The sequence below is a fragment of the Roseiflexus sp. genome, from assembly GCF_057785375.1.
On the sequence record NZ_JBYNRX010000079.1, the window covers coordinates 15,565 to 36,914 of the forward strand.

Genomic DNA, 21,350 nt, shown 5'->3' on the forward strand with positions numbered 1-21,350 from the left:
ACGTCTGCCACTCCATGTCCTTATATTGTCCAGGTTTTGGTTGATCGCTCTATAAAAACTCTCCACTCGTGAGGATCGCCCCTGTGTGGACGCGAACGCCCTCGCTTAGCGCACGAAGCCCTCTGGCGCAGGATTGCCCGGCGCAGCGGGTGCAGGATCACCCTTCGTGTGTTTCTCCCGACGGTTCTGCGACGGGCGGCGTGACGTGCGGACTGCCGGACACAGCATGCCAGGCGCCTGCGTTCCGCGAGACGCCAGGACAGGAGCAACGTGCAACCTCCGGCGCTTGTATGCGTTACATGAGACGACTTAACAAGAGCGAAGAGCCGTCTTCCAGCAACGTTGCCGTACTACAATCACCAAATCAGGAGGATGTACCATGCATCGCAGTCATCGACACAGTCGTTCGCTCGTCTCTTGTGCGCTCATCACCACGTTCCTTTTCCTCTCCCTGCTCGCGCCGGCGCCGTTCGCCCATGCGGACGAACCGACCCTTGTGAAGTCGTTTCAGCGCGCGTATGACGGTAGCAGGCGCGACGTCGCGGTTGTCAGTGGCGTGTTCTTCTTCATCGCCAATGATGGGATCCATGGTCTTGAGTTGTGGCGCAGCGACGGCACGCCGGACGGCACGCGCCTGGTGAAGGACATCCGCCCCGGCGGCGATAGCGCCGATCTCTCGCGGTTTCGCGTTATCGGCAATGTGCTCTTCTTCGTTGCCAATGACGGGGTTCACGGACACGAATTATGGCGCAGCGACGGCACAACCGACGGCACGTTCATGGTCGAAGACATTCGCGCCGGGAGTCAGGGAAGTCTTTCGATGTACACTTACCAGGATGTTCCAATGCTCGCGCTAGGCGACGCGCTCTTCTTCACCGCCGATGACGGCGTGCACGGGCGCGAATTATGGCGCAGCGACGTGACGACGCCCGGCGCGCGGCTGGTGCGCGACATCTATCCCGGTGCAGAGAGTGCATTCCAGTATGATAATGGGCAACTGGTCGCTATGACGGCGCGCTCTACTTTTTTGCCTACAGCGGCAGTTCCGGCGCTGGCGTGTGGCGCAGCGACGGGACAACAGAGGGAACGTTCCAGATTCGGATCATTCGGTGGGAGTGGGAGACTGATCGTCCACGGCAACACCCTCTTTATTGCGACTTCCGACAGTCTCTGGAAAAGTGACGGATCGCCAGCAGGCACAGTCATGATACGAGACAATCTCTGTGTCTCGACTTACTCACCAGCGCACTTTGCGGTAATGAACGACGTGCTCTTCTTTGTCGGCGGTTTTATCGAGTTCCCAGTGATGTGCAAATACGAGTTGATGCGCAGCGATGGGACTTCAGCGGGCACTTTTATGGTCAAAAGGATTAATAATTCCGAGTTGAGCGGCGGCTCGCTCGGCTATTACACGTTCCTGACAGTTGTGAATAATACGCTCTTCTTCCAGGCTGATGACCATATCCACGGGCGCGAACTGTGGAAGAGCGACGGCACTGCCGACGGCACTGTCATGCTCAGAGATATCTATCCGGGTGGCGCATCCTCGCTTAGTCCGGACCCTTTCACTGTTATGGGACAGACGATCTTCTTTGCAGCGAACAGCGAAGCTTACGGGCGCGAATTGTGGAGGAGCGACGGCACTGTCGAGGGCACTGTCATGGTCAGGGATATTCATCCGGGCTGGCCAAGCAGCCTGGACTCCTGGAACCTGACATCGCTGCATACCAGCCTGTTCTTCAATGTCAATGCAGTGCCTGTTGTCCCCTTACCGGGCGGTTTCTGGCGATCAGACGGCACTGCGGCGGGAACTGTCCAGGTTCTGCCGGAACTGGCATTCGCCCGCGCGATGATCTGCGGTCAGGCATTTATAACGTCGCAGACCAACCTGTACGTCCTTCTCCTGAACCCCGCTCGCTGCACGATCAGCGGGCGCGTGACCGACGGGGCGGGGCGCGGCGTGGCGGGCGCGACGGTGCGGGCAGGCGAGCAGAGCGCCACCACCGATGCCGACGGGTTCTACACGCTGAGCGGGCTGCCGACGGGAACCTACACCCTTACCGCAGCGCTCAGCGGGTATCAGGTCACGCCGGTCAGCCGCACCGTCACGCTCACCGGCGATGTGAGCGGACAGGATTTCAGCGCCGCGCCGCTGACCTATCGCATCAGCGGGCGCGTGACCGACAGGGCAGGGCGCGGCGTGGCGGGCGCGGTGGTGCGGGCAGGCGAGCAGAGCGCCGCCACCGATGCCGACGGGTTCTACACGATGACCAATCTCCCGGCTGGCATCTACACGCTTACTGCCAGCGCACCAGGCTGCACGATTGCGCCTGTCCAGCGCACAGTGACCGTGCCGCCCGATGGGGTCAACCACGATTTCAACGCCATCTGTCTGACTGAGCGCGTGGTTCTGCCGTTGATCGTGCGGTGACAGGCGACAGGTTCGGCGAAAGGAACATCTTCGACTGTCTCGAACAGGTTGACGCGAAGGCGCAAAGGCGCAAAGCGCTGCAATCAGTGCGATAGCCTGTGCGTCTTCGCGCCTGTTTTTGCCGGGCGCCTCTCTCATAGGAAGATCAACCGGATTATGAGACGATCTCGTGATCGGCGTTGGCTTCGACAGGCGCGGCGGACGTTGGCTTCGACAGGCTCAGCCAACGTTGCCTTCACCCACCCAACGGCGCCTCATGAGGCGGGTTTCCGGACACGCTCTAACCCATCCCGGCGCATTCAGACTTCTTCCGTTCGTAGAAGACGGTCCCGACACGTCGAATATGGTCGATAACATCAGGATCGCCGATGTGGCGCAGCACGGAAAGGTCGATCATGTAGGGAAGCAAAAGGTCGTCGAGTTCGTCCATTATGTTTGTGAGCGCCAGAAAGGTCAGGCGGTCATCGCCGATAAGTGTCAGATCGATATCCGAGTTGTACTTGTACGTCCCTTTGGCGCGTGAACCGTAGATGATCGCCTTCTCAACCTCAGGATGACGGGCAAGGACATCGCAGATGCTTTCAATGACCGACTCTTTCAAGCCAAATCGCAGCGTCATGCCCCATTGCCTTTCAGCTTTGTCAACGTTTCGTGCAGTCTGACAAACTCAGGGTAGTATTGACTTACAATCGCCGAAGCAACCTGTTGCGCTATCTCCTCATTATGCGTATGGCTGGTCAATGCGCGACTTTTGATCATACTCATCCAAACATCGCCGTGTTCGATCAATCCGCGCCGAAATGCCAGACGAAAGGCGTCGCGGCTGCCGAGAATGCCGGTATCGCCCTGCAACTCGAAGTAGTCCTTGATGACATTCCAGGCTAGCTCGAAGGTATACTCGAATGCCTGGATTAAACCCTGTTCTTCAAGTTCGTTCAACTCCCCTTTGGCGATGAATTTTTCAAGTTAACGCAATGCTCTGGTGAAATGGTTGAGCCGTTGAATCCAGCGCACGTCCGGTTCAGTCATACAGGTCCCTCTTGATTTTGTGCGGCTATCCTTCGGTCGCCTTCTCGAGAATGGCGCGCACCACTGTTTCGGGCACATCGTCGCGCACGGTCGCCGCGCCGATCCGCTGCGGCAACGCCCAGCGCACCCTGCCTGCCCGCACCTTTTTGTCGCGCAATGTGCGTTCGATCAGGTCATCGACAGGCATGCCGGGCGGGAGGTCGGTTGGCAGCCCATATGCGCGCAACAGGCGCTGCTGGCGCTCGACGAACCCTGCTTCGACCATCCCCAGACGATGGGCGATCAGCGCCTCCAGGTGCATGCCGATGGCGACCGCCTCGCCATGCAGCAGGTCGCCGTAGCCACAGGCGGCTTCGATGGCGTGTCCCAGGGTATGCCCGTAGTTGAGGAGCATGCGTTCACCGGTTTCGCGTTCGTCGCTATTCACAATGTCGATCTTGACCCTGGCGGCGCGCCGGATGACCGCCGCCAGCGCCTCGCCCCGGAGCGCCGACGGATCGGCAATCGCTTCGAGATGCACGAACAGGTCAGCGTCGCGGATGACAGCATGCTTGATCACCTCCGCCCATCCGGCGCACAGTTCGCGCGGCGGCAGGGTCGCCAGCGTCGCAGTATCGGCAAGCGTCAGGCGCGGCTGGTGAAACGCGCCGATCAGGTTTTTGCCAAGCGGATGGTTCACGCCGGTTTTGCCGCCGATTGCCGAGTCGACCATTGCCAGCAGGGTGGTCGGCAGGTGCACGAGGGCAATGCCGCGCAGCACGGTCGCCGCCACGAACCCCGCCAGGTCGCCGACGACGCCGCCGCCGAGCGCCAGCACGACATCGCGCCGCTCGACGCCATTGCCGATCAGCCAGTCGTAGAGGCGCGCCGCCGTCGCCAGGTCTTTGCTCGGTTCACCGGCAGGCACAGCGTACCCGTGCACAGCATACCCGGCGGCGTGCAGGCGCTCGATCAGCGCCGGGGCGTAGCGCGGAAACACCTGGTCGTCGCTGATGATCCACGCAGTACCGTTCAAACCAATGTGCTGAAGACGTTCCGGCAGGCGCTCCAGCGCGCCGTGCGCCACAATGACCTCGTAGCTGCCGCCCGGCGTCGTAACATGCAGATGATCAGCGGAGTGCGTCATTGTTCCTGTCCATCTTGAGTTCTCATACTAACGTGCAGTCAGTCAGACAAGATGTTCGCGCGTCCGGCTCGCAAGGCGTAACGATCCACAACGCGCGTTGGCAGTCCGCCCGGCAGCTGAAGCCGCAGGCTGCGGTTGCCAAGCCCGCCTGCGCAGGCTGCACCGGGCGCGACCGGATGATGTGCTCAACGCATGAGTATCAGTTCTCGATTCTCAGTTCTCAGTTCTCGGTTCTCAGTTCTCAGTTCTCAGTTCTCGGTTCTCAGTTCTCGGTTCTCAGTTCTCAGTTCTCAGTCCTCAGTTCTCAGTCCTCAGTTCTCAGTCCTCAGTCCTCAGTCCTCGGTTCTCGGTTCTCAGTTCTCAGTTCTCAGTTCTCAGTTCTCAGTTCTCAGTTCACGGCGTGGGCGTCGGCAGAGCGAACGATGGCGGCGCCAGCGGCCGTGCGTCTGCGGGCGCGACGATCCGGATGGCGCTGTTGATATCATACAGGCGGAGCAGCATACTGAACGACGTTGGTTTTGTTTCCCCCGCCGGGGTTCCGGTCATGTCGATCGTCATCTTGTGCAGGCGCCCGTCCTCGCAGATGAAGAGGCGCGTTTCCGCCTGATCGATCTCTTCCGGTTTGAGCGTGGACGGCAGCGTGCCCTGCTGGTCGAAGCCGCTCAGGAAGCGGATGGTGGTCTCTTTGTCGCCGATGAAGATCGCACAGCGCTGACCGTCGAGCGTCTCGAAGCCGCCGGAGGTGAAGCTGGCGAGATCGAGATTGCCGCTCTGCTGCAATGGCGCTGTTACCTGATCAGGAGAAACCGTTCCTGCCGGGGATGACTGGTCGGCAGGCAACTCGTACCAGGCGTCGTCGGGCGCGCCAAACAATGGCGCCGGACCGCGAATGTACGACTTGCCATCGACGGTCAGAAACTGGACGCTCTTCTCAGGATCACCGGACAGGAGTACGGCAAAGAAGCCGCCGATCTCCACACGCGAGTTCTTGCCGGCGACCTCGCCCTTCATGCTGATGACCTCGATCATACCGTCCGGCGATGCCATTGGCGCCCCCTCGCCAGTAGTGTCCTTCATCTTGATGGAGACCTCGATCCGGTACGAGTCGGCTTGGGTGGCAGCGAGCATCCCGCCCTGAATGACATCGGCGGATGCCGCAGCCGGAGGCGGCGTCGGCGTCGGCAGCGGGGTGGCTGTCGGGCGCGGCGTGGGAGTCGGAACAGGCGTCGGCGTCGGCGGAACAGGCGTCGGCGTTGGCGCTGCACCGATGATGCCGCACCCTGCAAGCGCCAGCGCCAGCGAGGCGACCAGCAGAAGATTTCGGATGTTCATAGCAGCGCCTCCCTCAGTATAAGCCCTTGTGAGCCTGGCTTGTGATAGACCGCGGATTTGGACTGGTCGAGACGGACTCAGACGGATCGGGCAATGTATTACGTTCCTGGTTCTCGGTTCTCAGTTTTCGGTTCTCAGTTCTCAGTTCTCAGTTCTCGGTTCTGGACGAGCGCGCCAACAATCCGCTCCGCCACATCCTCCGGCGCCGCCCCCGACGTATCGATTGCCAGGCGCCCCAACTCGCGGTAGAGCGCCACTCGCTGCGTCCGCAACGCCTCCAGCCGCGCCGCCGGGTCCTCTCCCGCCAGCAATGGACGTTCCTCGTCGTGGGTGCGTAACCGGGCGATCAACACATTGGTCGGGGCGTCGAGCCACACGACAAACGCCTTCTCTTTCAAGAGCGAGCGATTCACATCGCGCAGCACAATGCCGCCGCCGGTCGCAACAATAGTGTTCGGTTCAGCGAGCGCCGCCGTGAGCGCCGTAGTTTCCCGATCACGAAAAGCGGCTTCTCCCTCAACGGCAAAAATGGCAGGGATCGTTCGCCCTGCCATCTGTTCCACCAGTGCATCGGTGTCGCACACACGCCAGCCAAGGCGAGCCGCCAGCAGGCGCGCCACTGTCGATTTGCCGCTGCCGCTGAGTCCAACCAGCGCAATGATCTGCAAAGCGCTCATTCTGCCCGCCGCACCTGCACCAGATTGCTGTGGAACGTGCTCTGCCCGGCGAGGTCCGCCAGCGCATCGGGCGTCACCCAGTTGACGTTGCGCCCATCGGGCGACAGGCTTGCCCATGGTCCTTTGGGGGCGATCACCACGCCAGGCGGGGCGTCGTCGGTCACCACTGCGCGCAGACGGCACCAACCGCGCGCGCTTTCGATATGAACGTCATCGCCATGGCGAATGCCGCGCACGGTGGCATCGGCGGGATTGATCTCGATGAAGGGCGGCCCCTCCTTTGCACGCAGACTTGGCTGATTGGCAAGACTCGACGAAACGTAGTGGTGCGATGCGCCGGAGATCAGCACCAGCGATGGCGGATGCCCGTTGTCCGAATGGTCGCCAGCCGCGCGAAACTCGGCGGGCGGAACATACTCCGGCAGCGGATCGAGACCGTGCGCGCGCAGCGCGTCGCAGCGCAACTCCACCTTCCCCGAAGGCGTCGGAAAATGCCCATCGGCAAAGGGAACGTCGCGCCCTGGCGGGAAGTGGAGCGGAACGGCGCCTTCCGCCTGCAGCCGCTCCAGCGTGACGCCTTCGAGCAACGGATTGCGGGCGCGGGTGGCGTCGAGCACGCCGCGGATCGCCTGTTCGGCATCTTCGCGGAGCCAGGGCTCGGTATACCCCATGGCGTTCGCCAGGAGGCGCATCACGTCCCAGTTGCTCCTGCATTCGCCAGGGGGCGGAATTGCCGGATGGTTGTACTGCAGGCAGCGATGCCCATACGCCTTGTGCAGATCGACGTGTTCCAGTTGCGTGGTTGCGGGCAGAACGATGTCGGCGTAGCGCGCCGTGTCGGTCATGAACTGTTCGTGAACGACGGTGAACAGGTCGTCGCGCAGCAATCCCTGAATGATCAGCCCGGCGTTGGGCGAGGAGGTGACCGGATTGGCGCAGAACACAAACAGCGCCATGATGGGCGGATCGCGGACTTCGCCGGTGAGCGCGGCGCCGAGGCGGTTCATGTTCACGACACGCGGCGTTGGCGGGCATTCCGAGGCGTGACCGACGGCTTCGGGGTCCCAGCGGACGTACCCGCTTGTGCTGTACGCCAGTCCCCCGCCGCGCACGCCGTACTGCCCGACGACGGCGGGCAGGCAGCAGAGGGCGCGGAAGGTCTGCCCTCCGTTCCCGTGCCGCTGCACACCGTCTGCCGTCTTCAGCAGCGCCGGTTTCGCCGTCGCATAGCGGCGGGCAAGCGCGATAATCGTCTCTTCCGGCACGCCGGTGATAGCCGCGACCCGGTCGGGCGGGTAATCGGCGGCGCGGTCGCGCAGGTCGCGCCAGCCGATGGTGTGCTGTTCGAGCCAGAGTTCGTCGTGCAGTCCTTCGCGGAAGATGACGTGCATCATGCCGAGCGCCAGCGCGCCGTCGGTCGCCGGGCGCGGGCGGATATGCTCATCGGCGCTACGCGCTGTCAGGGTGCGGCGCGGATCGATCACCACGACGTATGCGCCGCGCTTTTGCGCCTGCCGCAGAAACGGCATGAAATGCGGACCGGTGCTGGCGGGGTTGTGCCCCCAGATGAGCACCAGGTTGCTGTGAAGCACGTCCGCCGGATCGGGCGCCCAGCGCGCGCCGAGGGTCGCTTCCACAGCGGCTTCGGCGGCTGCGCCGCAGATGCTGCGTTGCAGACCGCTCGCGCCCATGCGGTTCCACAGGCGCGCATTGCAGATCACGAGTTGCGCCAGACCGAGGGTGCCGCTGTAGGAGTAGGGCAGGATGGCAGCCGCGCCGTAGCGAGCGATAATCTCCTTCCAGCGGGTCGCAATCTCATCAATCGCCGACTCCCACGAAATGCGCTCCCAGCGGTCGCCGCCTTTCGGACCGACGCGCCGCAGCGGGGAGAGCAGGCGGTCGGGGGCGTACACCCGCTCCAGGTAGGGGCGCACTTTCGCGCAGAGCCACCCGCGCGTGAATGGATGGTCGGGATCGGCATAGAACCGAACTGCGCGATCACCCTGCACTTCGGTGATCGTCGCGCAGGTATCGGGGCAATCGTGCGGGCAGGCGCCGCGAACCAGGCGGATGTTGTTGGGATGTGTCATTGCGGAATCTCCTGCGCCAGAATCTTTCGCACTTCGTGGTCAAGCGCCGGTATTTTATTCGTGATCACATCCCATACAATATCATAATCGACGCCAAAGTAGCCGTGAATTAAACGATCGCGCATGCCGGCGATGGCACGCCATTCAATTGCCGGATATTGCTGTCGAAAAGTATCTGGAATCTGCTTGACGGCTTCACCAATTACTTCAATGCTGCGGACGAATGCTCGTTTCAGGGTTTCATTCTGCAAAAATGCCATTTTATCGAGATCTCTGGAAGATTGTAACAGGTATGTCGTCTCTTCAAGAATGTGTTGGAAATACTCATGTGTCGATGGAGGCATACTCAACCTCCGACAAAATGGCGGGACCGATATAGGGACTGAGCGACTCAGTTGTGACCAGTTCAACCCTTCGCCCAAAAAGATCTTCGAGAAAGAACGCGAGGTTCATAAAATTATCGAACGTTTTCTGACCAGGCTGAAACTCGACCAGAATATCGACATCGCTTCCTTCGCGTGGAGTATTTCTTGCAAATGACCCAAAAAGACCGCAGCGCCCGACCCCCAGGCGGCGCAACTCCTCTTGATGTTGGCGCAAAAGGTCTAGAATCTGTTCTCTGGTCTGTACCGCCATAGCAGGCTCTTCTTCTGGTTCGATAGCGATGCCATTATAGCATGTTCCCTTCGACGCTTGACGCTGCACCCGCGCTGCGCTATGCTGTCACCTCGCATCATCGCAACGGAGAACGTATGGACTACCAGCAGGCGCTCGACTATCTCTACTCGTTCATTGGCGGGCAGCAGGGCGCGCAGCGACCGCCGCCAATGCTCAATCTGGTGCGCACCCGCGCCCTCCTGGCTGCGCTCGGCAACCCGCAGCACGCGATGCCGTCGGTGATCGTCGCCGGCACGAAGGGCAAGGGTTCGACGGCGGCATTTCTGGAGGCGATAGCGCGCGCTGCCGGGCTGCGCACCGGTCTGTGGACATCGCCGCACCTGCACACCTACTGCGAACGCATTCAGGTGAACCGCCAACCGATCACCCGCGACGAATTGGTGCACGCCGTCGAGTCGATCCGGCCAGTGGTCGAATCGCTGGCGAACGGACCCATCGGCGCGCCGGTGACGTTTGCGATTGGCTTCGCGCTGGCGCTGCGCTACTTCGCCGAACGCAACGTCGATCTGGCGATCCTCGAAGTCGGCGTCGGCGGCCGGTTCGACAGCGCAGCGGTGGTCACGCCGATCCTGAGCGTCATCACGCCGATCAGTTATGACCACATGGACCTGCTTGGCGACACTCTAGAGCAGATCGCCTGGGAAAAGGCGGGCGTCATGAAACCCGGTGCACCGGCAATCAGCGCGCCGCAGCATCCAGAGGCGCTTGGCGTGCTGATCCGCTGCGCTGCAGAGATCGGCGCGCCGCTCTACGTGGTGCGTGAGGCAACGCCAGAGCCTGCTGTTCCAGATGAGCCGTTTCAGCCCGGCGCATGGCGCATTCCGGTTGAGCACTATCTGGAAGTCGAACCGCAGCAGCGGTTCCAGCGCGACCTCACGCCATCGCTTGCCGGGACCTTCCAGATCGTGAATGCGCGCCTGGCGACCGCTGCGGCGCTGCTCCTGCGTGATATGGGGTCGCCGATCAGCGACGCGGCGATTGCGGCAGGTCTGGCAGAGACGCGCTGGCCCGGACGGATGGAGATCATCAACGGCGCGCCGCCGATTGTGCTCGATGGTGCACACAACGGCGAGTCGATCCACCAGCTCGTCGTATCGCTCAACCGCATGTTTCCCGGCAGGAAGCGCGTGGTGGTGTTTGGCGCGTCGCGCGACAAGGACCTGGCGCGCATGCTGCCGGCGCTGGCGCCGGCGGTCGATGCGCTGGTGCTGACCGCCTCACGCCACCCGCGCGCGCTGGTGGCGCTTCACGATCTGCGCCAGCAGTTCGCGCCGCTGGTGCGCAGCGACACGCCAATCGACATTGTGCTCGATCCGGCGGATGCGCTGGCGCGCGCCCGATCCCTTGCCACACCCGACGATCTGGTCTGCGTCACCGGGTCGCTGTTCATCGTCGCTGCCGCGCGCGAGGCGTTGGGACTGGCGGAAGAGAAAGATTGAAGCGGTTGACCCGCCCGTGAAAATGCGTATAATTGCCACTTAACCTTCCACCGTTCTGCTGGAAAGGCGGGTCACCCTCAGCGTGCAACACGTCTGCCCCACGAGTATCTGATGCGTTCTGCTCACAAGCAGGCGCTCTTCCTGTCCAACGACTGTCGAGGAGGACATTATGCGAGCATATGGACCGGACCTCATCCACACGATCGGTCTCTTCGGCCATGGCGGTTGCGGGAAAACGACGCTGACCGAGGCGTTGCTGCTCACCGCCAGGGCGATTTCCCGCGCAGGTCGCGTCGAAGATGGGAACACCGTTTCGGATTACGACCCGGAAGAGCAGCGACGCCGTATGTCGATCAACCTGGCGGTTGCACCGGTCGAGTGGCACGATACCAAGATCAATCTGATCGACGTTCCCGGCTACGCCGACCTGGTTGGCGAAATGGCCGCCGCAATGCGCGTGATCGATGCTGCGATCATTGTGCTCGACGCCGCTGGCGGCGTTGAGGTCGGCACGGAGCTGGTGTGGGAAATGGCGCGCAAGGCGCGCGTTCCGATCCTGCTGTTCATCAACAAACTCGACCGTGACAACGCCAATTTCTTCCGTTGCATCGAACAGGCGCGGCAGATCCTCGATGAGGCGGTCGTGCCGATGCAACTGCCGATTGGCGAGCAGCGCGAATTTGCCGGCATCATCTCGCTGCGCCGTCAGCGCGCCTGGATGATCTCCGAAAAGCACGACGGCGGTTTCGTCGAGGCGGATATCCCGCCGGAATTGCTCGACCTTGAACAGGAGTGGCGCGAAAAACTGGTCGATCGGATCGCAGCCACGAACGATGACCTGATCGAGAAATATCTCGATGGCGGCGCCGATGCGCTGACCCAGGAAGAATTGAACCAGGGTCTGCGCGCAGGGATCGCCAACGGCTCGATTGTCCCGGTCTTCTGCGGGTCGGCGTTGCAGGTGGCGGGAATGGCGCAGTTGCTCAACGGCATTCTCGACAGCATCCCCTCGGCGGCGTATAAGCCGGTGCAGGCGCGCGACCTGGTCTCCGGCAAGGATGTCACACTCAAGGCGGCCGCTTCCGAACCGCTCAGTGCGCTGGTGTTCAAGACCATCGTCGATCCTTACGGCAAGATGTCGTACATTCGCGTGTTCAGCGGCGAATTGAGCGCCAACTCGACTGTCTTCAACCCGCGGACGGGGAAAGAAGAGCGGATCGGGCAACTCTACGCGGTGCGCGGCAAAGAGCAAACCGCCGTTGCGCTGATCGGTCCGGGCGACATCGGCATGGCCGCCAAGCTCGGCGATGTCAGCACCAACGACACCCTCTGCTCGCGCGACCGGCCGCTCCAGCTTGCGCCAATCGCGTTTCCGGCGCCGGCATTCACGGCGACGGTCAAGCCCAGAACGCGCGCCGATCTCGACAAGCTCGGCAATGCGCTGCACAATGTCGTCGAGGAAGACCCAAGCCTGCGCGTTTCACGCGACCCGATCACCGGCGAGAGTCTCCTCTCTGGGCAGGGCGAGTCGCACCTGCAGATCATCGTTGAGCGCATGAAACGCAAGTTCGGCGTGGATGTCGAACTCGACCTGCCGCGCGTGCCCTACCGCGAGACGATCCGCGGCAAAGCCGAAGCGCAGTACCGCCACAAAAAGCAGACCGGCGGTGCCGGGCAGTTCGCCGATGTGACGATTCGCATCGAGCCGCTTCCACCCGATCCGAACCGCACCGATCCGCTCGAATTTGTCAACTCGATTGTCGGCGGCGTGATCGACAAGGCGTTCATCCCGTCGGTTGAAAAGGGGGTGCGCGCTGCTATGACCGAAGGGGTCATTTCAGGCAACCCGATGGTCGACGTGCGCGTCGAACTGTTCGACGGCAAGATGCACCCAGTCGACAGCAAGGACATCGCGTTCCAGATCGCCGGGCACGAAGCGTTCAAGATCGCGGCGCAAAAAGCAAACCCGACGATCATGGAGCCGATCTACCAGCTCGAGATCACCGTGCCCGAGCAGTATGCCGGTGACATTATCAGCGATATGAACACCCGTCGCGGGCGCGTGCTGGGCATGATGCCGGCGGAGGGCGGGCGCACGACGATCACCGCGCAGGCGCCGCTGGTCGAGGTGTTACGGTACGCGACCGACCTGCGGTCGCTGACCCAGGGGCGCGGGCGCTTCTCGATGGTGTTCGACCATTATGAGGACGTACCGCCGCACCTGATGCAGGCGCTGATCGAGGCGCAGAAGAAGGAGCACAGTTCCGGGCATTAGGCGCAATGATGCCCTCGCCCCACCGGTAAAGCCGTTGCAATGCAACGGCTTTACCGGTGGGGCGAGGGCATCATTCCTTCGCACGATCCTGCATTGCCTTCCGCAGCGCCGCTGCGAGCGGGTTGTCCTCGTCGTCCGCCTCCGACTCAGAGGAGTAGACGTACCGCTCGGCTTCGCCGGACCCGGCGTCCGCCTCCTCTTCCTCTTCGTCGTCCTCGTCCCAGTCGAGGTGCAGGTTCTCGGCGCCTGCCAGCGTAATGATGTCGTCTACCGAGAACCGGATCAACCCGACGAGGTCGGGGTTATCCGGCAGCGCCGCGAGCGAGTCCGACAGGCGCACCTGCGGCAGACTCGCAAGGACATCGGCGAGCGTCGGCGGCGGTTCGGTCGGTGGTTGGCGTTCTGGATGCCGGGCAATCCATTCGGCGAGTTGCGCCGCCGCCTCTTCCGGCGTCTGCGGAATGCCGGTATCGACCAGCAGAATCGTGGTGTGGACGCGGGGGAACAGCATGCGCAGGATGGTCTGCGTGTCGCGCAGTTGACGGATGGCGCGGCGCAGGCTGGCAGCCTTCATGCTGGCTTTGATCTCGAAGACGTGGATCGTTTTGGGTTCGGGCAGCCACACGGCGTCGAGTTCACGGTATTTGGTGACCGCCTGCCGTCCGCGATGCTCCAGGTATTCGACGATACGCCGTTCCGAAAGCGTGACCTGCTGCGCCAGCCAGTCGCGGAGCGCCGCTTCCGCCTCGCCGCCGAACAGGTCGCGCGCACGCGGCGGGCGGATGGCGCGTTGATTGCTGCGCAACAGTTTCATCTGCTCGACGTGCGCGCGGTAGCGCTGGTCGGTCTCGTCGATCAGGCGAGGACGTGAGAAGCGGGTGCTCATAATGCTGCTCCTGAAGGGTCGTCACCATGCATACGCCTCTGGCGCAGGTCCGCCCGGACCGGGCCAGATAGCGTCGAGCCGTTTCAGCGCCTCGTCGTCCAGTGCGATCTCCAGCGCGCGCAGGCTGCCATTCAACTGTTCGACGGTGCGCGGACCGATGATCGGCGCAGTGACGGCGGGTTGCCAGAGCAGCCACGCCAGCGCCACATCAGCCGGTTGTTCGCCGAGTTCGCGGCAAAAGCCCTCATAGGCTTCGAGCTGCGGGCGATATTTTTCGATACGCTCCTGCATCCGTGCATCGGCGCGCCGTCCTTCGGCAGCCTTCTGCAACACCCCGCCGAGCAGCCCGCCGCCCAGCGGACTCCAGGGAATAATGCCGACGCCGTAGCTCTGGCAGGCGGGAATGACTTCGAGTTCGATCATGCGCGCCGACAGGTTGTACAGGCTTTGTTCCGACACCAGCCCCATAAAGTTGCGGCGGCGCGCTTCTTCGTTCGCCTGAACAATATGCCAGCCGGCGAAGTTACTGCTGCCGACATACAACACCTTCCCCTCGCGCACCAGTTGTTCCATCGCCTGCCAGATCTCCTCCCACGGCGTGTCCCGATCAACATGGTGCATCTGGTACAGGTCAATATAGTCGGTTTGCAGGCGACGCAGGCTGCCCTCGCAGGCGCGCCTGATATGCAGCGCCGAGAGCCGCGACTCATTGGGCCAGTCGCCCATCTTGCCGTAGACCTTGGTAGCGATCACGACCTTCTCGCGCCGTCCGCCGCCCTGAGCAAACCAGCGCCCGATGATCTGCTCGGTGATCCCCTCGCCGGTCTTCCAGCCATAGACGTTTGCCGTGTCGAAGAAATTGATCCCAAGTTCCAGCGCCCGGTCCATAATGGCGAAACTGTCGGCTTCACTCGTGAGCGGACCAAAGTTCATCGTGCCCAGGCAGAGCCGACTCACACGGAGACCGGTGCGACCAAGACGTGCGTACTGCATGACATCCCCCTCTCGCAGCACAGCCGCTTCGCCACGCTGCACCAGTGTGTGGAACGCCACCATTGTACCACGTTGCTCTCGGCGGATGATTGGACTACAATACGCCCGTCGCCACGGGTGACAGGCACGAAGGAAGCGGAATGGAACGCGCCGGAGAAGCGCCCTGCCGTGGGCGCCCGGCACATCATGTTGTTGCAATGGCATCGCGCGTCGTGGGAGCGCAGACATGCCTTGTCACGAAACGCCGTATTGCTGCGGGCGAAAGCCCTCGCTGAGCAAGTGAAAGCCCCGGAGGAGATGCTGATGCCAAGGCGCAGTCATTCGTCCACGACACACCTGCCGGTGCGCGTTGACCGTTGCGCCTTGCACAACGAACGCTCGAACATTTTGTCTGACTGAACGCCACCTGGCATGAGGACGCAGTTCGACGGCGCTCACCGCAAGTGCAAGCCCCGGAGGGGCTATCCATAAGAGGAGATCATTTGTTCGGGGTATCAGGATGCCTTACCAACCTCTTCTTCTCCTGGCGGAGGAGCAGGGGGCGGAGGGATGAAAGCAGCTGGCGTCGCAATGCGCAGCGGGCGCTACGCATCCCCAACAACGACACCTGTGTGCTTCGAGTCTCGTCGGCGCGTCGGGTATGGCGCCAGGCGTCAGGGCAAGGAAAAAGCGCGATTGTGGACAACATAACGCCGTCTTCCCGCGCCGCTGCCCCATCCTGTGCGCGTGGCAACCCCACCGGGGCTTGACAGACCTGAGCAAGGGCAGCCCACAGCGCCAGGATGTCGTCCGATAATTCATGCCCGGACTCACGCCGTAGGAGCGCCCAGATGATCGTCACCGTACATCAGACAAAAGTGCGCCAGGAGGGATTTATGAGCAGTCGCTTCGATGAGCTTCGCATTCTTTCGGGCAATGGCAACCCGGCGCTGGCGCAGGCTATCTGCGGTCGCCTGGGGGTGCGCCTGGGCGATGTCACGATCACCCGCTTCGCCAACGAAAATATCTTCGTGCGCCTGAATGAAAGCATCCGCGAGAAGGATGTCTTTGTCATTCAATCGCTGGCGTCGCCGCTGAGCGACCGCATTCTCGAACTGTTGATCATGCTCGACGCATGCAAACGCGCATCCGCCGGGCGGGTGACCGCAGTGCTGCCATTCTACGCCTATGGGCGCACCGACAAGCGCGACCAACCGCGCGTGCCGATCACGGCGCGACTGCTCGCCGATATGATTCAGGTCGCCGGAGCACAACAGGTGGTGACGATCGACCTGCACGCTGGGCAGATTCAGGGATTCTTCAGCATTCCCGTCGATGAGTTGAGCAGCATGCCGCTGCTGGTGCGCTACTTCCGTGATCGCGGCTGGGACGATGTGACGGTGGTGTCGTCCGACATCGGGTTTGCCAAGCGAGCGCGCAATTTTGCCGAGCAACTTGGCGCACCGCTGGCGATCGTCGAAAAACGCCACCCGGCGCGCGCCGACGCTGAGAGCGAGAACGGCATCGCTGCAATGTCGCTGATCGGCGATGTCGCCGGACGACGCTGCATTCTGGTAGATGATGAGGTGAACACCGGACGCTCGCTGGTAAGCGCCGCCGAACTGCTCGAACGCCACGGCGCGCGCGAGATCTACGCGGCGGTCGCGCATCCGGTGCTCGGCGGCGATGGGGCGGAGCGCCTGCGCGCCAGCGCCATCCGTGAACTGGTAACCACCGATACGCTGCCGGTGCCGGCGGAAAAAGCGTGGCCCGGCCTGCGCATCCTGACGGTCGCCCCCTTGCTGGCGGAAGTTATTCAGCGCATCCACAGCGGCGTCTCGGTGCATACGATCTTTCCACCGCGCGGCCTGGCGCGGTGAGCGGCTGTACGGCGCACCAGACCGCGTATCTCTCTAACTCACACAAAGGCGCAAAAGCGCAGAGACTCCCTTGCCTGAACCCGGGAACGTGGTACAATGGCAGATATTGCGAAGCGTGAACAAAGATGCGGATTGGTCGAGGCAAAGAGGTCGTTATGAGCGCATCCTATCACACAATTATCACGCTTGAGCCAGGCAAACGCAGCGGCAAGCCAACGATCCGCGGTATGCGCATCACTGTCTATGATGTCCTCTCTTATCTTGCTGCCGGGATGACGCCGCAAGAGATTCTTGCGGATTTCCCCTACCTGACGGAAGAGGATATTCAGGCTTGCCTGAGCTACGCTGCCGATAGGGAACGGCAATCGCTTATTGCGCATGTATGAGGTTGCTTTTCGACCACAACATGTCGCCACGTCTGGTGCGTTCTCTTTCTGATCTCTATTCAGACACCAGCCATGTTTCTCTGGTTGGTCTCGCTACAGCCGATGATAGAACAGTCTGGCAGTATGCTCAGACGCACGATTACATCATCGTTACCAAAGACTCCGATTTCAGCGATATAAACGTGTTGCTCGGCTTTCCGCCGAAGATTCTCTGGCTGCGCCCAGGTAATTGCACGACTGGTGATATCGAACGGGCATTGCGAAACGGGCATATGGCCATTACCAACTTTGCTGCCGATCCGACTATCGGTACGCTTGAGTTGTTTGAATAAACGATAGCCCTCACCCTGCCTGCGCCTCCTCATGGTTGCGCCCATGCTGGCGGAAGTCATTCAGCGCATCCACAGCGGCTTCTCGGTGCATACCATCTTGCCGCCGCGCGGGCTGACACGGTGAGCGGATCGTCTCTCCTTCGGCTCATCCCCCGCAAGTGTGGTATACTTTACCCGTATCAATGCCGCAATCGGACGCAGGGGGCGGCGCGCCATATGGCTGATACCGGCCAGGCATATGATTCATACGCGCCAATCTACGACCGCATCGGTCAGGAGCGCTTTGGGGCGTATCTGGCAGGTCTGACGCTGGCGTGGCGCCGCACGCACGGCGTGGCGCCGCACCACGCGCTCGACCTGGCGTGCGGCACAGGCGGCGCAACGTTGACGCTCGCGGCTGCCGGGATTGCGACAATCGGGCTGGATCGTTCGCCGGCGATGCTGCGGATTGCCCGTGACCGCGCCCGCAACGCAGGGCTGGCGGTGACGTTCATCGAAGCGGATATGCGCGATCTGGAGCATCTCGTCGCAGGTGGCGCGCTTCGAAGCAGTACAGCACAGCATCCATTCGATCCTGCCAATCGTTTTGGGTTGATCACGTGTTTTGGCGATGCCATCAACTATCTGACCGCAGACGGCGACCTGCAGCGCCTCTTTGCCGGAATCCGGGGCGCCCTTGCGCCCGATGGATATGTGGTGTTCGATGTGAATACCGAAGCGGCGTTTGCACAGTGGGACGGGCGCGACGTTGTGATCGACGAGAGCGACGACTGTCTGGTGTACCATCGGTTGGCATACAACCCGGTCACCCGTCTCGGCGAAGGCAGGATCGTCTGGTTGACGCGCAGTGACGATCATCGCTGGCAGCGTGGCGAGGAAACGCATATCGAACGCGCCTGGAGCGATGGTGAGATCCGTCAGGCGCTTGCCATCAACGGTCTTGCGCTCATCGAGCGCCTGGCGGTGGACGGAAAAAGCACGGCGGATGATGCGCCATTGCCGGAACGTCTGGTGTATATCGCCACGATAGACCGGTTGTGACATCTGTTCATTCCTGCAATCATTTGTGCAGCGGAGGGACCCGTGAGCGACACAGGGACGAAGCGGCGTATCGAACGGTTCGATCCGGCGATCGAGCCGAAATGGCGTGAGTTCTGGGAGCGCGAAGGCATCTTCAAAGCGGGGCGCCGCGCCGGCGCACCACGGCGCTACATCCTCGAAATGTTCCCCTATCCCAGCGGTGACCTCCATATTGGTCACCTGAAGAATTATGTCATTGGCGACGCGCTGACCCGCTACTATGTCATTCGCGGCTACGATGTGTTGCATCCCTTCGGTTGGGACGCCTTTGGCCTGCCGGCGGAAAATGCCGCGATCAAGTATGGCCGCCATCCGCGTGAATGGACCTACAGCAACATCGCCGAATCGAAGAAGTCGCTCGAGATTGCCGGCATCATGTATGATTGGTCGCGTGAAGTAACCACCTGCAACCCCGACTACTACCGCTGGAATCAGTGGCTGTTCCTGCTGCTCTATCGCAAGGGTCTGGCATACCGCGCAAAAGCGACGGTCAACTGGGACCCGGTGGACCAGACGGTGCTGGCAAATGAGCAGGTCGATGCCGAAGGACGCAGCTGGCGGAGTGGCGCGAAGGTCGAGAAACGCGAACTGGAGCAGTGGTTCTTCAGAATCACGGCGTATGCCGAGCGCCTGCTGAACGACCTGGACAAATTGGATCACTGGCCCGAAAACGTCAAGACCATGCAGCGCAACTGGATCGGCAAAAGCGAAGGCGCCGAGGTCACGTTCCTGGCGCTGCCGCCCCATGCTGACCCGCACGCGCCGCCGCCTCCCGACGCCGAGCCGCTTGTCGTCTTCACCACCCGTCCCGACACGCTGTGGGGCGCGACGTTCATGGTGCTGGCGCCGGAGCATCCGCTGGTGGCGAAGTTGACCGCGCCCGAACGCCGTGCCGAGGTCGAAGCATACATTGCCAGCGCGCGTATGGAGAGCGAAATCGAGCGCACCAGCGCCACGCGCGAAAAAACCGGCGTCTTCCTGGGGTCCTACGCGATCAATCCGGTCAATGACGAGCGCATCCCGATCTGGATTGCCGACTATGTGTTGATGGGGTATGGAACCGGCGCGATCATGGCGGTGCCCGCGCACGACCAGCGCGACTTCGAGTTCGCCCGCCAGTTCGGTCTGCCGGTGCGCGTCGTCGTGCAACCGCCGGATGCCACGCTGGATGGCGACACCATGACCGAAGCCTGGCCCGGCGATGGTGTGATGGTCAATTCGGGACCGATCAATGGCATCCCGGCTGGCAAAGGCGAAGGGCAGAGCGTCAAAGCGACCATCGCTTGGCTGGAAGCGAACGGTAAAGGGAAAGGAACCGTCACCTACCGGTTGCGCGACTGGCTGATCAGCCGTCAGCGCTACTGGGGGACGCCCATCCCGATGCTGCACATGCCGGACGGGACGATCAAGCCGCTGCCGGAGGATCAGTTGCCGGTCGTGTTGCCCGAAGTGCAGGATTACCTGCCAAAAGGTAAAAGCCCGCTGGCAGCCGCCGAGGATTGGGTCAACACGATCGATCCAGAGACCGGTCAACCGGCGCGGCGTGATACCGATACCATGGACACGTTTGTCGACTCGTCCTGGTATTTCTTGCGCTTCTGCGATGCACAGAATGACCGCGAGATCTTCTCGCGCGAGGCGGCGCGCCAGTGGATGCCGGTCGATCAGTATATTGGCGGCGTCGAGCATGCGATCCTGCACCTGCTTTACTCGCGCTTTATCACCAAGGTGCTGTACGACGAAGGGCTGGTGCCCGAAGACGAACCGTTCAGGGCGTTGTTTACTCAGGGCATGGTGCAGCGCCGCGTTCGCACGCCGCTCGAAGTCATTGCCCCGGGGATGGTGCGCTTCCCCGAAGAACTGCGACGCAAACTGGAGTTGCCCGCCGATGCGCAAAGCGTTGATCAGGCGCGCGCGTTGCTGAAAGATCGCGGCTACACTCTGGAAGAGGAGAGCGATGGCAGCGTCACTGCTGTGTCTGGTCCGGTCACCATGTCGAAGAGCGCCGGCAACGGTATTCCGGTGGGTCCGTTCGTGCGGCAGTACGGCTCCGATGTGGCGCGGATCGTCGTGCTGTTCGCAGCGCCGCCAGAAAATAGCATGGAATGGACCGACGAGGGGGTTGCCGGTGCGCAACGCTTCCTGAACCGGATTGTGGCGCTGTTCAGCCCCGATCGGGACGCGATCGTCGCAACGCTGAACTCCAGCAACGGCGCCGCGCCTGAAGGCGAGGAACGCGCGCTGTACCGCAAACTGCACGAGACGATCCGCAAGGTGACGCTCGATACGGAGCAGTTTCGCTTCAATACCGCAATTGCAGCATTGATGGAGTTGTTGAACGAGGCGAGCCGCTACCGTGCCGAGGCAGGCGGAGTGACGCCGGTGTTTGCGCAGACAGCGGCGACGTTTGCGCGGCTGCTGTCGCCCTTTGCGCCGCACCTGGCGGAAGAGTTGCACTCCTGGTGCGGCGGAACCGGCAGCGTCTACGACGCCGGATGGCCCGAATGGGACGAATCGGCGCTGGCGCTCGACGAAGTCGAGATCGTGTTGCAGGTCAACGGCAAACTGCGCGGCAAAATCCTGGCGCCTGCCACTGCCGATGAGCAGCAACTGCGCGAATGGGCGCTGACGAACCCGCGTGTGCTCAGCTTTGTCGGTGACAAAACCGTGCGCAAGGTTGTTGTGGTTCCTGGGAAACTGGTAAATGTGGTAGTGTAGCGTCCATGAGATCGCTTGT

The 21,350-nt window shown here is 62.0% G+C and carries 18 protein-coding genes; 8 read left to right on the plus strand and 10 right to left on the minus strand.

The genetic code is table 11. The annotated features are described in order from the left end of the window. The first annotated feature begins 379 nt into the window (after window positions 1-379). A complete protein-coding gene (locus AC3EA7_RS13860; protein ID WP_488614653.1) occupies window positions 380-2,431 on the plus strand; it encodes an ELWxxDGT repeat protein in 2,052 nt (683 codons plus the stop codon). Window positions 2,432-2,711: 280 nt separating this feature from the next. Here the strand turns inward: AC3EA7_RS13860 and AC3EA7_RS13865 are convergent, their stop codons facing one another. The 8 genes from AC3EA7_RS13865 to AC3EA7_RS13900 form a co-directional block, all read right to left on the minus strand. Beyond that, the gene (locus AC3EA7_RS13865) at window positions 2,712-3,050 is read right to left on the minus strand and encodes a nucleotidyltransferase domain-containing protein (RefSeq protein WP_488614654.1); all 339 of its coding nucleotides are present in this window, start codon (window positions 3,048-3,050) and stop codon (window positions 2,712-2,714) included. Next, window positions 3,047-3,385: a nucleotidyltransferase substrate binding protein gene (locus AC3EA7_RS13870; protein ID WP_488614724.1), complete on the minus strand. Its 339-nt coding sequence runs from the start codon at window positions 3,383-3,385 to the stop codon at window positions 3,047-3,049. The genes AC3EA7_RS13865 and AC3EA7_RS13870 overlap by 4 nt, the downstream gene beginning before the upstream one ends. Window positions 3,386-3,485: 100 nt before the next feature. After that, window positions 3,486-4,586 (minus strand): 3-dehydroquinate synthase, encoded by a 1,101-nt coding sequence (gene aroB, locus AC3EA7_RS13875; RefSeq protein WP_488614655.1) that lies wholly within the window; start codon window positions 4,584-4,586, stop codon window positions 3,486-3,488. Window positions 4,587-4,979: 393 nt separating this feature from the next. Continuing rightward, on the minus strand, window positions 4,980-5,918 hold the full coding sequence (locus AC3EA7_RS13880) for a hypothetical protein (protein ID WP_488614656.1): 939 nt from the start codon (window positions 5,916-5,918) through the stop codon (window positions 4,980-4,982). Between the two features lie 134 nt (window positions 5,919-6,052). Continuing rightward, complete coding sequence (locus AC3EA7_RS13885) at window positions 6,053-6,595, minus strand: shikimate kinase (protein ID WP_488614657.1); 543 nt, start codon at window positions 6,593-6,595, stop codon at window positions 6,053-6,055. Next, window positions 6,592-8,685: a molybdopterin-containing oxidoreductase family protein gene (locus AC3EA7_RS13890; protein ID WP_488614658.1), complete on the minus strand. Its 2,094-nt coding sequence runs from the start codon at window positions 8,683-8,685 to the stop codon at window positions 6,592-6,594. The genes AC3EA7_RS13885 and AC3EA7_RS13890 overlap by 4 nt, the downstream gene beginning before the upstream one ends. Further along, window positions 8,682-9,029 (minus strand): HepT-like ribonuclease domain-containing protein, encoded by a 348-nt coding sequence (locus AC3EA7_RS13895; RefSeq protein WP_488614659.1) that lies wholly within the window; start codon window positions 9,027-9,029, stop codon window positions 8,682-8,684. The genes AC3EA7_RS13890 and AC3EA7_RS13895 overlap by 4 nt, the downstream gene beginning before the upstream one ends. Then, entirely contained in the window at window positions 9,010-9,321 is a 312-nt protein-coding gene (locus AC3EA7_RS13900; RefSeq protein WP_488614660.1) for a nucleotidyltransferase family protein, read from the minus strand. The genes AC3EA7_RS13895 and AC3EA7_RS13900 overlap by 20 nt, the downstream gene beginning before the upstream one ends. 116 nt (window positions 9,322-9,437) lie before the next feature. On the opposite strand from AC3EA7_RS13900, the gene AC3EA7_RS13905 reads away from it, so the two are divergent. Continuing rightward, window positions 9,438-10,802, plus strand: a complete 1,365-nt coding sequence (locus AC3EA7_RS13905) for a bifunctional folylpolyglutamate synthase/dihydrofolate synthase (protein WP_488614661.1) — start codon at window positions 9,438-9,440, stop codon at window positions 10,800-10,802. Window positions 10,803-10,971: 169 nt separating this feature from the next. Next, entirely contained in the window at window positions 10,972-13,077 is a 2,106-nt protein-coding gene (gene fusA / locus AC3EA7_RS13910) for an elongation factor G (RefSeq protein ID WP_488614662.1), read from the plus strand. A 70-nt stretch (window positions 13,078-13,147) separates the two neighbouring features. Here fusA and AC3EA7_RS13915 read toward each other — a convergent pair whose 3' ends face one another. Both AC3EA7_RS13915 and AC3EA7_RS13920 read right to left on the minus strand, forming a co-directional pair. After that, window positions 13,148-13,963, minus strand: coding sequence for a hypothetical protein (locus AC3EA7_RS13915; protein ID WP_488614663.1), 816 nt, complete (start codon window positions 13,961-13,963; stop codon window positions 13,148-13,150). A gap of 21 nt (window positions 13,964-13,984) precedes the next feature. Next, window positions 13,985-15,019 carry an aldo/keto reductase gene (locus AC3EA7_RS13920; protein ID WP_488614664.1) on the minus strand — a complete coding sequence of 345 codons (1,035 nt, stop codon included), beginning with the start codon at window positions 15,017-15,019 and terminating at the stop codon, window positions 13,985-13,987. Window positions 15,020-15,786: 767 nt separating this feature from the next. Between AC3EA7_RS13920 and AC3EA7_RS13925 the strand changes: the two genes are divergently transcribed. The 5 genes from AC3EA7_RS13925 (at window position 15,787) to leuS (ending at window position 21,331) form a co-directional block, all read left to right on the plus strand. Next, window positions 15,787-16,815 carry a ribose-phosphate diphosphokinase gene (locus tag AC3EA7_RS13925; RefSeq protein ID WP_488614665.1) on the plus strand — a complete coding sequence of 343 codons (1,029 nt, stop codon included), beginning with the start codon at window positions 15,787-15,789 and terminating at the stop codon, window positions 16,813-16,815. Between the two features lie 155 nt (window positions 16,816-16,970). Further along, on the plus strand, window positions 16,971-17,201 hold the full coding sequence (locus AC3EA7_RS13930) for a DUF433 domain-containing protein (RefSeq protein WP_488614666.1): 231 nt from the start codon (window positions 16,971-16,973) through the stop codon (window positions 17,199-17,201). 20 nt (window positions 17,202-17,221) lie between these two features. Next, the gene (locus AC3EA7_RS13935; protein ID WP_488614667.1) at window positions 17,222-17,533 is read left to right on the plus strand and encodes a DUF5615 family PIN-like protein; all 312 of its coding nucleotides are present in this window, start codon (window positions 17,222-17,224) and stop codon (window positions 17,531-17,533) included. 216 nt (window positions 17,534-17,749) lie between these two features. Then, window positions 17,750-18,574, plus strand: coding sequence for a class I SAM-dependent DNA methyltransferase (locus AC3EA7_RS13940; protein WP_488614668.1), 825 nt, complete (start codon window positions 17,750-17,752; stop codon window positions 18,572-18,574). A 42-nt stretch (window positions 18,575-18,616) separates the two neighbouring features. After that, window positions 18,617-21,331 (plus strand): leucine--tRNA ligase, encoded by a 2,715-nt coding sequence (gene leuS / locus AC3EA7_RS13945; protein WP_488614669.1) that lies wholly within the window; start codon window positions 18,617-18,619, stop codon window positions 21,329-21,331. Window positions 21,332-21,350 lie beyond the last annotated feature (19 nt).